Raw genomic sequence first — 12,420 nt, 5'->3', positions numbered from 1 at the left:
CCCTGCGACTCGACGACCCAATGCAACCCAAGCGCCCCACGCGAGTCACAGTGGACACCACTCGATCTCGCGAGAATTCCCGTATGCGTAACCATAGTTCGTTCCTGCTGGCCACGCTGGTCGGCAGCCTGCTTCCCTTCACCGTGACTTTCGCCGATGGCCTCGCCCGCTTCTCGACCGGCGATCCGAATGTCCCGACCCTGACCTTCAGCTGGCAGGACACGGAACACAGCCGGCTCGATTCACCCAATCAGCCCGCCCACGTGCTTGCCATCGACGGCAAGGCGTGGGGTGTGGCGTCGGTCGCCGGTCAGCCCGTGAGCATGGACCTGGAATCGCTGGCCAAACTGCTGGGACAGGAAAGCGGCCTCACCCGCCTCGGGCCCGACACCGTGGTCCCGGCACAGCTGACCACCCTGGAACGCACGGACCGAACCGAGACGGTCGCCGGCATCCAGGGAGAGGTCTATCGCGTGAGCTGGCAGGACAGCAATGGCCGCTCGCATATCGATGAAGCCGTCTTCACCGGTGATGCCCTGGTGCAGGAAATGCAGACGGCACTGGTCGGAGGCATGAGCCAGGCGATCGCCCGCGGCACCGGGGTTGCCGGTCACGAACAGGCGCACCGCGAACTGCAGCGACGCGGGCTGGCCGTGTTGCGATTCGGCGATGACTTCCGATTGGAGTCGATTGAACGTGGCGAGCAGCCCGACCACCGTTTCGCCCTGCCGAGCAAGCCGGTCGACCTGCGGCAGATGATGCGCGGCATGATCGGCGGCTAGTCGGTCGCCGCGATCCGCGTCGAGACCGCATTCTCGGCGCGGCGGGCAATGTCGGTGCGGGTATCCCCGACCTCCGGCACGATCGGCTCGAGCAGGTCGATGCGTGCTTCCAGGCCGCACGCGGAAAGGACGCGCCACAGGGATGGCCACAAGGATTCCTTGCCGACGAAGGCCGGCACCTTGGTCGGATTGCCTTCCCGGTCGCGGTACCGCAGGGCGATCGGCACAACCGGTCTCGTCGACTCCACCGCCGGGCCGAGCAGGCGGGCATGAAACCGGCGGACGCCGTCTCCCTCGCTCGTCGTGCCCTCGGCGAAGACCACCATCTGGCGTCCGCGTGACAGGCCGTCGGCCACGGCCAGCGCAGCCGCCTCGCTGCCCCGGCCACGCTCGATGAATTCGGTGCCGGCCAGCCGGGCCAGCCGCCCGATCACCGGCCAGTGACGGATTTCGCTCTTCGCCAGGAACACGGTGCCGGGACGAATGCCGCCCAACAACGGAATATCCAGCCAGCTGATGTGATTGGGCAGCCACAAGCTGCCCCCGTCCGCCAACGTGTCGACTCGCGGATCGACTCGCAACTGCAGCGAGACGCCGAGAATGGCGGCCGCACCGGCAAGATAGGCACGGACGGTTTCCAGCCGCTCCCGCTCGTCCATCCGCTCGAGCCGGCGCACCCGCCAGAGGCCGACGACCAGGTAACCCAGCAGCCGAACCAGTCGACCAGCAGCGCGGAACACGGCCCGCATCGGCCGGTTACCGCTCCGACTCGGCGTTCCGGACGGCCACCACGGCCGCACGGCCGTATTGCGCCCCGGAAATGAAGGTCAGCACCGCCGCCAGCATCAGGAGCCAGTACCCCAGGGTATGCACGTCCAGCAGGCCGAACAGGGGGAAGTGATAGAGCAGGAACAGGATCGCGAACATCTGCGCCGTGGTCTTGAGCTTGCCCAACGAGGAGACCTTCACCGCGGCGCTGATGCCACGGCCGGCCATCCACTCGCGCAGGGCCGAGACGAAGACCTCGCGGCCGATGATCACCGCCGTGGCGATGACGATCGCCAGGTCCCCGTCGCTGTACACGAGCAGCACCAGGGCCACCGCGACGATGAGCTTGTCGGCCACCGGGTCGAGGAAGGCACCGAAGGCGGACTGCTGATTCCAGCGCCGGGCCAGGTAACCGTCGAGAAAATCGGTCAGCGAAGCCAAACCGAAGATCCAGGCGGAAGCCGGTCGGGCGAACTCCGTCGGGGTGAACAGGAACACCACCACCAGCAACGGAATGGCGGCGATCCGCAGCCAGGTAAGGAACATCGGTAGGTTCATGCGCCCACCTCCCGGCCCGGCGGCCAGGTGTCGACCACCTCGCTGCCATCGGGCGTGAACCGCTCCAGGGCCAGACCGCCGTCTTCCAGCGAGATCAGCCAACCAGCCTCGCCCCAGTCCCCGGTCACCACGCGCGGCTTGCCGTCACCGAGACGATGAATCGCCGGCCGATGGGTGTGACCGTGGATCAGGCCGTCGGCACCGGTGCGCTCGAGGATCTCGCCGACCGCGCCGGCGTTGACGTCCATGATGTCCTCGGGCTTGCTCGACGAGGCCGTCTTGCTCTTGTTGCGCAGATCCTCGGCGATCGCGATGCGCTCCTGGAGCGAACGAGACAGGAAATCACGCACGAACGCCGGGTCGCGCAGTTGCGCCCGCATCGCCTGATAGGGCGCATCGTCGATGCAGAGCTCGTCGCCGTGGGTGAGCAGCCAGCGCCGCCCGCCCTGCTCCAGGACGAACTGATCGGGCAGCTGTTTTGCACCGATCCGCTCGAGCAAGCGGCTGCCGACGAGGAAATCCCGGTTGCCCGGCTGGAAGTAGACCGGTGCGCTCAGCGTGGCGAGCCGTTCCAGACGCTCGGCGATGGCCGGATCGAGCGGCTGATCGTCGCCGATCCAGTAGTCGAACAGGTCGCCGAGCAGATAGATCGCCTCGGCGAGCTGTGCGCGTTCGAGAAAGGTGTCCAGCAGCGCCAGAGTGCGCGGTTCGGGCCTGGCGAGGTGCAGGTCGGCAATGATCAGGGTTTCGGCCATGGCCGGGCTCGTCTCCTAGGGAAGGTCCGCACGAATGTTAAACCACTCTGGCTTGGCGAGTCGTTCGTGATCAAGGCGCGATGTCGCCGGCGTGCCGGTGGCCACGTCAAGACATCGCAACGCGGAGCACGGGCGACTCGCCAAGCCCCACCGGGCGCGCCTTGAGCCGGGCATCTGCTGCGTTGTCGTTCTGGGAAAGGGAATCACCCTTCCGCGGCGGACGAGCGCCTTGCACCTGCCCGGCTCAAGGCGCGTAGAGCGGTATAACATTCGTGCAGGCCTTCCCTTGAGGTTTCAGTCGATGCGCTCGGCCTTGTCGATCAGCACGTCGTCGACCGGTACATCCTGATGGCCGTAGCGCGAACCGGTCTGCAGGGTGGCCATCTTGTCGACCACGTCCATGCCGTTGATCACCTCGCCGAACACCGCGTAGCCCCAGCCCTGCGGGGTCTCGGAGGAGAAATCCAGGAAGGCGTTGTCCGAGAGGTTGATGAAGAACTGGCTGGTGGCCGAGTGCGGATCGGGGGTGCGGGCCATCGACAGCGTGCCGCGCTTGTTCTTCAGGCCGTTGTTGGCCTCGTTCTCGATCGGCGCGCGGGTGGGCTTTTGCTCCATCTCCGGCGTCAGGCCGCCGCCCTGGACGACGAAGCCCGGGATGACGCGGTGGAAGGTCGTGCCCGCGAAATGGCCGGCGTCGACGTAGGCAAGGATGTTCTCGACCGTCTTGGGTGCCTTGTCGTCGTAGAGGCCGATCTCGATGTCGCCCAGGCGGGTGGAGAAGCGGATCTTGCTCTGGATGTCGCTCATGCGTTTTATCTCGTCAGTGGGGACCGTTAAACTACGCGCTTGCTCGACGGCGTGCTGCCCTCGGCATGCGCCTTTGTCAGAATGCGAAACAGTCTAACGACCTTCGACCCGGAATCGTAGCCAACATGCTCACAATCTATGACAGCGCCGCCCGCGCCAAGCGCGAGTTCACCCCGATCCGACCCGGCCACGTCGGCATCTACGTCTGCGGGATGACGGTTTACGATCGCTGTCACATCGGACATGCCCGGGTGCTGGTGGTCTTCGACATGGTTGTGCGCTATCTCAAGGAGCGCGGCTTCGAGGTCAACTACGTCCGCAACATCACCGACATCGACGACAAGATCATCGCCCGCGCCGCCGAGAACGCCGAGAGCATCGAGTCGCTGACCGATCGCTTCATCACGCTGATGCGGCGCGATGCCGAGGCACTGGGCTGCCTGCCGCCGACCTCGCAACCGCGCGCCACCGAGAACGTCGACGAAATGATCGCGATGATCGAGACGCTGATCGAGCGCGGCAATGCCTACCGGGCCGACAACGGCGACGTCTACTTCGACGTTTCCACCTTCGACCGCTACGGCGCGCTTTCCGGCCGCGATCCCGAGGACCTGCGCGCCGGCGCCCGCGTGGCCGTCGACGAGGCCAAGGACGACCCGCTCGACTTCGTGCTGTGGAAGCACGCCAAGGCCGACGAGCCCCGTTGGGACGCGCCGTTCGGCCCGGGCCGCCCCGGTTGGCACATCGAGTGCTCGGCCATGTCGACCGATGCCCTCGGCACCACCTTCGACATCCACGGTGGCGGTCACGACCTGATGTTCCCGCACCACGAGAACGAGATCGCCCAGAGCGAATGCGCGACGGGCTGCCATTTCGTCAACTACTGGATGCACAACGGCTTCGTCCGCGTCGACGACGAGAAGATGTCCAAGTCGCTGGGCAACTTCTTCACCATCGAGGAGGTCACGCAGCGCTACCATCCCGAGGTGGTGCGGCTGTTCATCCTCTCGAGCCACTACCGCAGCCCGCTCAACTATTCCGACCAGCACCTCGATGCCGCCCAGGCAAGCCTGTCGCGTTGGTACAGCGCGCTGAAGAAGGTGCCGGCCAACGCCGAGCCGATCCCCGAGGTGATGGACGCCTTCCATGACGCCATGGACGACGACTTCAACACCCCCAAGGCAATCGCTCTGATCCACGAGCAGCTGAGTCTGGTCCACAAGATCGGCGAAGAGGACAAGGAGGCCGCCGCTCCGCATGCGGCCGCCGTCAACGCCATGGGGGCGATCCTCAACCTCGGCCAGCTGGATCCGGATGCCTTCCTCCACTGGAGCGCCGAGGGCGATCGTGACGACACCCTCGACGATGCCGACATCAATCAGCTGATTGCCCAGCGGGCCGAAGCGCGCGCCGCTCGCAACTTCGAGGAGTCCGATCGCATCCGCGACCTGCTGCTCGACAACGGCATCACCCTCGAGGACGGCCCGCAGGGCACGACCTGGCGCCGGCAGTGATCCTCCTCGCCGGGGATTCGGTTGACTTTTCCCCGGTCACCAGCATCTTGAAACCATCACTTCACCCACGACCGCATCCCCTGTCACACATCATCGAGACCGGGGCGGTCGCCGTCAGCGAGTATTCATGAGCACACCCAACATCATCCGTCCCGAAGGCTGGCTGTATCACCTGTCGCACACCGACCTCGACGGTTACGGCGCGCAATACATGGTCGACCAGACCGATCAGCGCTACCATTTCTTCAATGCCGACTACCGCGACATCAACAATGCGATCGACGACATCATCGGTCGCATCGTCAAGGCGGGTGAGCCGGCGGGGCTCTTGATCACCGACCTCAACCTGACGCTCGACCAGGCGCGGGCGCTGGAAAAGCGGGTTCGCAAGGCGAAGGTGCCGATCGAGCTGCAGCTGCTCGACCATCACGCCACCGGCGCCGACTGTGCCGAGGCTTTTGACTGGTACTACCTGGACACCAACCGCTGCGCGAGCCTGCTGGCCTTCGACGCGGTGGCCGACCAGCTCGACGAGTCCAAGCGCGAGCTGATGCGCCAGCGGGCCGAGTTCATCGACATCGGCGACCGCTGGCTGCGCGATCACGACGACTTCCGCCGCGCGATCTACCTGATCGGCCTTGTCATGCAGGACGATCACCTCGCCCCGCCCCTCAAGGACCTCAAGCGCGCCTACCGCTTCCACGTGATGGAAGCGTTCTTCCGCTCGCACGAATCCGGCGAGTCGCTCGAGGCCTTCGAGCGGCAACTGTTCGACGTGCGCAAGGCCTTCCTCAAGGGTCGGGTGGAAAAGCGGATCTTCAACGACGAGAACCTGCCGCTCAACGACAAGTTCCACATGCTGTCCGCCTCGGTACTGGACGAGGACTTCGTCCCGGTGCTCGAGATCGAAGGCGTACGCACCGGCGTGTTCTTCAACTGGCCGCACGATGTCTGGCGCGGCGTGATCATGGACATGATGGAAGTGCGCGGCGAAATCGACATGGCGATGGGTATCCGCGGCAACGGTCGACTCTCGCTGCGCGCCAACCCCGGCGTGAACGCCGGCGAGATCTCGGCCCGCTACTTCGGGGGCGGCGGCCATCCGGGCGCGGCCGGCGGCGAACTCAAGGATACCCGCCTGCGTGACCTGGCCCACGCCGTCAGCGCCATCCAGAAGACCCTGGCCGCCGACGACAAATGAGCACGCCGATCATCACCCAGTCCGGCTTCAAGGCGCTCGAGGCCGAGCTGGATCACCTGTGGCGCGTCGAGCGACGCGAGGTGGTCCAGGCAGTCTCGGAAGCCGCCGCGCTGGGCGATCGATCGGAGAACGCCGAATACATCTACGGCAAGAAACGTCTGCGCGAGATCGACCGGCGCATCCGCTATCTGCAAAAGCGCCTGCCGAACCTCAAGGTGGTCTCGCGTGCGCCCGACGACACCGACAAGGTGTATTTCGCCGCCCTCGTCGAGATGGAATGCGAAGTCGAGGAGCTCGAACGCACGCTGCGCCTGGTCGGGCCGGACGAGATCGACACGACCCGCGGCTGGATCAGCATCGATTCGCCGGTCGCCCGCAAGCTGATCGGCCGACGCCCCGGGGACGTGGTGCGCCTCCCCGCCGGTGAGGACCGGGGTCACCTGCCCTGGGAGATCGTCGACATCCGCTACGACTGAGCTGCCGAGTGGCGATCGCTCGCCGGGGCATGGCGTCAACGGCCTCGGCCCGCTTCATGCCACCGCTCACCTTTTCCACACTCCGTTCGGCGTCATGGCCGGCCGGAAATGGCCCGTCCGGCTACGATGACCATCTGCTCGATGAACTTCCGCTGACGCGCCGGAGACCGACATGATCGACCAGTTGCAACGACGTTTCCGACAGCCCGGCGTTCGCCTGTTCGAACGCGACCGCCTGGTAATGCTGGAGTTGAGCAACGCCTATGGCTCCACGGTGATCACCACCCTGGGAGCGACCGTCCTGAGTTATATCCCGGCAGGCGGGAAGGAGGTCATCTGGGTTAGCGAGTCGGCGCGGTTCGACGGCAGCAAGCCAGTGCGCGGGGGCATTCCGGTCTGCTGGCCGTGGTTCGGCCCGCACCCGGACGATTCCGCCCTGCCGGCGCATGGCTTTGCCCGCAGCGAGGACTGGGAGCTGATCGCCGTCTCGGGCGGCACGCAGGAAAGCCGTGCAACATTTCGCCTCGAGCCGAACGAGCGGACACAGTCCATGTGGCCCGGGACATTCCGTCTGCAGCTCGACATTACCCTTGGCCGGCAACTTCAGGTCCAGTTGCAGGCCACCAACCTCGGCGCGACGCCCTGGCGCGTCTCCGAGGCCCTGCACAGCTATTTCCGGGTCGACGAGGCCCGCGGTATCGGCGTGGGCGACCTCGACGGCCTGGGCTACTGGGACAAGCAGCAGGGAGGCGTGCGGGGCATCCAGGAGCAGCCGTTGAGGGTCGATCCGCCGATCGATCGCGTCTTCTTCGGTCACCGCGGCGAGGCGGTTATCCACGACCGGGACCGGGACATCCGGGTCGGCAAAGACGGCAGCGAAACCACCGTCGTATGGAACCCCGGGCCCGAGGGCGCGCGCGGGTTCGATGACATCCCCGACGACGCCTGGTCGCAGATGCTCTGCGTGGAGACCGCGAACGCCCTCGACAACCGGTACACGCTCGCCCCCGGGCAAACGCACGTCATGACCACGTCAATCTCCTCCTCGCCCTGTCGGTGAGGCGCTCGAGGACCGGAAAAACGGCACATCGTGCGGTCGGATCACGCCATTCGGTCTCCCCAGCCGGGATGCCGCCTTACTCGGAGCATCCGTTACGCTCGGTCGCGCAAAGGCCGTCAGAAAGCCATCGTGGCGTTTTCGATTGGCGCCGAGATCCACAAAAAGGCACCGCCGATCGAAAAAAAATCGCGATTGATGCAAAAAAGATTGTCTTTTCCGCCGCATTAGGCGGACAATACGTCTCGAGGAATCGATGTTAGGACTCCTCAATAGCAGCAGGCCAGAACCCCCGCCCGGATCTACAAGTCAAATATCCCATTTGTCTTCCCCGCATGGAACTGCGGTTCTCTGACGCTTTTGCAGTCCTTCAGCAGTACCCCTCGTTTTTCAATCAGCACATGCAATAGCATCAGAGGTATCCATCATGGCTACAGGCACCGTTAAGTGGTTCAGTGACGAAAAAGGCTTTGGCTTCATCGCCCCGTCCGACGGCTCCAAGGACGTATTCGTTCACCACAGCGCCATCCAGGGCAGTGGCTTCAAGTCGCTCGCCGAAGGTCAGACCGTGACCTTCGACATCGAGCAAGGCCAGAAAGGCCCGGCAGCGGCGAACGTGTCCGTCTAAGACACCGCCCTCCCGCTCGAAAAAAATCCCGCCTCGCGCGGGATTTTTTTATGCCTGACGAAACGATCATCGGGACGCCCTCCTAGAGCAACGCCCAGACGATCACCCCGATCGTCATGCCGGTGAGGGCGAAAGCGATCAGGGCCAGAAGACCGTCACGGGCGATCAGGGCGAGCCCGAACACCGTCAAAGTGACCCCGGCGGCATTGGCCGAAAACGGGATGAACTCCATCACCGGCATCAGCAACGACACCAGCATCGCCAGCAACGCCACCCCAATGCGCGCTCCACCATTGACCAGCACGGTCAGTCGGGGACCCAGAAAACGGTCGATGAAGCGCGCTACCGGCATCATCCAGACCACTGCCTTGTGCAGCTTGGCGCGAGGTATCCGGCGAGCCAGCAGCCACTCGGGCAACCAGAAATGCTCCCGACCGAGCAGCAACTGCAATGCGACCAGAAACACGAACACCCCGATGACCGTCGGCACCCCGGGAATATCGCCGATAAGCGGGGCCATGACGATCAGCCCGGCCAGCAACAGCATCGGCCCGAACGATCGACGGCCGATCATGTCGAGGACGGCGCCCAGACGCACCGTTGACGACGCATCCTCGGCCCTGCTCACCAGTTGAAGCAGCCCGACCAGGCTGTCGGGTTCGGCTCGCCTTTCGGTTTGTGATTGATGGTCGTCAGTCATGTCTCGCCCCATGGACGTCACCTCGGTGAGGTATCGATCGTAGACCGACACGCGATTGCCGGCCTAGCGCGGCTCGGCCCCACATTCATCGACAGCGTGAGCCGACACTTGTTGTAAACTCGGCGCATCGAACACGCCCGGGGCCTCGGCTCCGGGTTTTGCCATTGGACCGACTCGCTGTGCGACGTACCAGTCGCCCGATGGTTCGCCGATTCTGCCACCTGCGGCTTCCGAGGTTTGCACCGATGATCTTCCGCTTTCCCATCGTCATCATCGACGAGGATTTTCGTTCCGAGAACGTTTCCGGCCTGGGTGTTCGCGCGCTGGCCGATGCGATCCGGGCCGAGGGCGAGGAAGTCCTGGGCGTGACCTCCTACGTCGACCTGGCCGCCTTCGCCCAACAGCAGGCGCGCGTATCGGCCTTCGTGATCTCGATCGACGACGAGGAGTTCCACGCCGGCAACGAGCCGGTCGACGAGTCGCTCGAGGTCATCGTCCAGTTGCGCAACTTCATCCAGGAAATCCGCTTTCGCAACGCGGACATCCCGATCTTCCTCTACGGCGAGACCCGTACCAGCCGCCACCTGCCGAACGACGTCCTCAAGGAGCTGCACGGCTTCATTCACATGTTCGAGGACACGCCGGAATTCGTCGCCCGCCACGTGATCCGCGAGGCACGCAGTTATCTCAACTCGCTTGCCCCGCCCTTCTTCCGCGCGCTGACCGGCTACGCCGCCGACGGCTCGTACTCTTGGCACTGCCCGGGACACTCGGGCGGCGTGGCCTTTCTCAAGAGCCCGGCCGGGCAGATGTTCCACCAGTTCTTCGGCGAGAACCTGCTGCGTGCCGACGTCTGCAACGCGGTCGACGAGCTCGGCCAGCTACTCGACCACACCGGGCCGGTGGCGGCATCCGAGCGCAATGCCGCACGGATCTTCAACGCCGACCACCTGTTCTTCGTCACCAACGGCACCTCGACCTCCAACCGCATGGTCTGGAACTCCAACGTCGCCCCGGGTGACGTGGTGGTGGTCGACCGCAACTGCCACAAGTCGATCCTGCACTCGATCATCCTCACCGGCGCGATTCCGGTATTCCTGATGCCGACGCGCAACCACTACGGCATTATCGGGCCGATTCCGCGAAGCGAGTTCACGCGCGAGAACATCGAGAGGAAGATCGCCGAGCATCCCTTCGCCAGCCAGGCCGAGGACCGGCAGCCGAAGATCCTCACTATCACCCAGTCGACCTACGACGGGATCCTGTACAACGTCGAGGAGATCAAGGACGAACTGGACGGCTTCGTCGAGTGCCTGCATTTCGACGAAGCCTGGCTGCCGCATGCCGCCTTCCACGACTTCTACGGCGATTACCACGCGATCGGCGAGGATCGCCGGCGTTGCAATGACTCGGTGGTCTACTCGACCCAGTCGACGCACAAGCTGCTGGCGGGTCTCTCGCAGGCATCGCAGGTGCTGGTACAGGACTGCGAGAAACAGCGCTTCGACCGCGACGTGTTCAACGAGGCGTACCTGATGCACTCCTCGACCTCGCCGCAGTACGCGATCATCGCCTCCTGCGACGTGGCTGCCTCGATGATGGAGCCGCCCGGCGGTACCGCGCTGGTGGAAGAATCGATCTTCGAGGCAATGGATTTCCGCCGCGCCATGCAGAAGGTGGACGCCGAGTACGGCGACGACTGGTGGTTCAAGGTCTGGGGGCCGGACACGATCCCCGAGGAAGGCATCGGAACGCGCGATGACTGGATGCTGCACGAGGATGATCGCTGGCACGGCTTCGGCCAGGTGCCGACCGGCTTCAACATGCTCGACCCGATCAAGGCGACCATCATCACGCCGGGGCTGGACGTCGACGGCGACTTCCACGAGTGGGGCATCCCGGCGGCGATCGTGACCCGCTATCTCGCCGAACACGGCGTGGTGGTCGAGAAGGCCGGCCTCTACAGCTTCTTCATCATGTTCACCATCGGCATTACCAAGGGCCGCTGGAACACGCTGTTGACCGCGCTGCAACAGTTCAAGGACGAGTACCAGCGCAACCAGCCGCTATGGCGCATCCTGCCCGAGTTCGTCAACAAGCATCCGCGCTACGAGCGCGTCGGCCTGCGCGACCTGTGCGACAAACTGCACGCCGTCTACCGCGAGCACGACGTCGCCAAGCTGACCACCGAGATGTACCTGTCGAACATGGAGCCGGCGATGCGCCCGGCCGATGCCTGGTCGAAGATGGCGCGCAAGCAGATCGACCGGGTGCCGATCGACGAGCTGGAAGGCCGCATTACCGCCTCCTTGGTGACACCCTACCCGCCGGGCATTCCCCTCCTGATCCCGGGCGAGCGATTCAACGCGCGCATCGTCGAGTACCTGAAGTTCGTCCGTCACTTCAATCGGCAGGTGCCGGGGTTCGAGACGGACGTTCACGGACTGGTGGCCGAGGAGACCGACGAGGGGATCCGCTACTTCATCGACTGCGTGCGGGCCGACTAGGGGCCGTAAGCCGTAAGCTCGATCAACCGGCCGCGAAACCGCTCACGGCCAGGCCAGCGACCAGCAGCAGGTAGAAGACACCCAGCATCACGAACAGGCCGTCGAGAGCCACCAGGGCGAGCCCGAATGCTGCCACCGCCACACCGACGGCGGTGGTCGAGAACGGCACCAGCTCGAGCACGGGCATGATCAGGGCCAGCAGGATGCAGATGGCGGCGATCGCCACCGCGCCCCGTTTCGATGCAAGCACGCAGAATCGCGGCCGCAGCCACCAGTCGACAAATCGCGCTGGCCGCTCCAGCCAACGCAGCCCCTTGAGCAGGCGATCGGAGGGAATATGGCGGTTGGTCAGAAATCGCGGCAGCCAGAATGACTCCCTGCCGAGCACAAGTTGCAACGAGACCAGCAGGAGGGCCGCCGCCATCGTGGTGGGCAACCCGGGGATGCCACTCAGGGGCGAGACCAGGATGACGCCGATCAGCAGCACGACCGGGCCGAACGAACGCGTACCCAGCGCCGCCATGATCGTCGCGAAGTAGACTTCGTCGCGCTCCGAGGCAACGTCCGCGATCCGCTGCAGCAGGTCGCCGAGACTGCGCGGCGGAAGGGATGACTCGCCGTCGCTGCGAACTAGCGCGTTGTCCTGCTGCGGCATGGCCGCCTCCCG

13 protein-coding genes are annotated in these 12,420 nt (G+C 64.9%); 7 read left to right on the top strand and 6 right to left on the bottom strand.

Annotated features, from left to right (window positions below):
- Positions 1-83 precede the first annotated feature (83 nt).
- Positions 84-782, top strand: coding sequence for a hypothetical protein (locus tag AWR35_RS10455; protein WP_058575910.1), 699 nt, complete (start codon positions 84-86; stop codon positions 780-782).
- Here AWR35_RS10455 and AWR35_RS10450 read toward each other — a convergent pair.
- The 4 genes from AWR35_RS10450 to AWR35_RS10435 form a co-directional block, all read right to left on the bottom strand.
- The gene (locus AWR35_RS10450) at positions 779-1,531 is read right to left on the bottom strand and encodes a lysophospholipid acyltransferase family protein (protein ID WP_058575909.1); all 753 of its coding nucleotides are present in this window, start codon (positions 1,529-1,531) and stop codon (positions 779-781) included. The genes AWR35_RS10455 and AWR35_RS10450 overlap by 4 nt on opposite strands.
- A gap of 7 nt (positions 1,532-1,538) precedes the next feature.
- Entirely contained in the window at positions 1,539-2,108 is a 570-nt protein-coding gene (pgsA, locus tag AWR35_RS10445; RefSeq protein WP_058575908.1) for a CDP-diacylglycerol--glycerol-3-phosphate 3-phosphatidyltransferase, read from the bottom strand.
- The gene (locus tag AWR35_RS10440; RefSeq protein WP_066185148.1) at positions 2,105-2,863 is read right to left on the bottom strand and encodes a UDP-2,3-diacylglucosamine diphosphatase; all 759 of its coding nucleotides are present in this window, start codon (positions 2,861-2,863) and stop codon (positions 2,105-2,107) included. The genes pgsA and AWR35_RS10440 overlap by 4 nt, the downstream gene beginning before the upstream one ends.
- A 294-nt stretch (positions 2,864-3,157) precedes the next feature.
- Positions 3,158-3,670, bottom strand: coding sequence for a peptidylprolyl isomerase (locus tag AWR35_RS10435; RefSeq protein ID WP_058575907.1), 513 nt, complete (start codon positions 3,668-3,670; stop codon positions 3,158-3,160).
- A 125-nt stretch (positions 3,671-3,795) separates the two neighbouring features.
- Between AWR35_RS10435 and cysS the strand changes: the two genes are divergently transcribed.
- From cysS to AWR35_RS10410, 5 genes are all read left to right on the top strand, one after another.
- Positions 3,796-5,184: a cysteine--tRNA ligase gene (gene cysS / locus AWR35_RS10430; protein WP_058575906.1), complete on the top strand. Its 1,389-nt coding sequence runs from the start codon at positions 3,796-3,798 to the stop codon at positions 5,182-5,184.
- A 127-nt stretch (positions 5,185-5,311) separates the two neighbouring features.
- Positions 5,312-6,385, top strand: coding sequence for a DHHA1 domain-containing protein (locus AWR35_RS10425; protein WP_058575905.1), 1,074 nt, complete (start codon positions 5,312-5,314; stop codon positions 6,383-6,385).
- Positions 6,382-6,861: a transcription elongation factor GreB gene (gene greB / locus AWR35_RS10420; protein WP_058575904.1), complete on the top strand. Its 480-nt coding sequence runs from the start codon at positions 6,382-6,384 to the stop codon at positions 6,859-6,861. The genes AWR35_RS10425 and greB overlap by 4 nt, the downstream gene beginning before the upstream one ends.
- A gap of 172 nt (positions 6,862-7,033) precedes the next feature.
- The gene (locus AWR35_RS10415; protein ID WP_058575903.1) at positions 7,034-7,921 is read left to right on the top strand and encodes a D-hexose-6-phosphate mutarotase; all 888 of its coding nucleotides are present in this window, start codon (positions 7,034-7,036) and stop codon (positions 7,919-7,921) included.
- Between the two features lie 424 nt (positions 7,922-8,345).
- On the top strand, positions 8,346-8,546 hold the full coding sequence (locus AWR35_RS10410) for a cold-shock protein (protein WP_058575902.1): 201 nt from the start codon (positions 8,346-8,348) through the stop codon (positions 8,544-8,546).
- Between the two features lie 82 nt (positions 8,547-8,628).
- Here AWR35_RS10410 and AWR35_RS10405 read toward each other — a convergent pair whose 3' ends face one another.
- The gene (locus AWR35_RS10405) at positions 8,629-9,246 is read right to left on the bottom strand and encodes an exopolysaccharide biosynthesis protein (RefSeq protein ID WP_058575929.1); all 618 of its coding nucleotides are present in this window, start codon (positions 9,244-9,246) and stop codon (positions 8,629-8,631) included.
- A 245-nt stretch (positions 9,247-9,491) separates the two neighbouring features.
- Here AWR35_RS10405 and AWR35_RS10400 point away from each other — a divergent pair, with 245 nt between their 5' ends.
- Positions 9,492-11,753 (top strand): arginine/lysine/ornithine decarboxylase, encoded by a 2,262-nt coding sequence (locus AWR35_RS10400; protein ID WP_058575901.1) that lies wholly within the window; start codon positions 9,492-9,494, stop codon positions 11,751-11,753.
- 22 nt (positions 11,754-11,775) lie between these two features.
- On the opposite strand, the gene AWR35_RS10395 is transcribed toward AWR35_RS10400, so the two are convergent.
- On the bottom strand, positions 11,776-12,408 hold the full coding sequence (locus AWR35_RS10395) for an exopolysaccharide biosynthesis protein (RefSeq protein WP_058575900.1): 633 nt from the start codon (positions 12,406-12,408) through the stop codon (positions 11,776-11,778).
- Positions 12,409-12,420 lie beyond the last annotated feature (12 nt).

It is taken from the genome of Guyparkeria sp. WRN-7 (assembly GCF_001641825.1).
GTDB lineage: Bacteria > Pseudomonadota > Gammaproteobacteria > Halothiobacillales > Halothiobacillaceae > Guyparkeria.
Note: the sequence above shows the minus strand (reverse complement) of the source record. Positions and strands in the feature narration are given on the sequence as shown.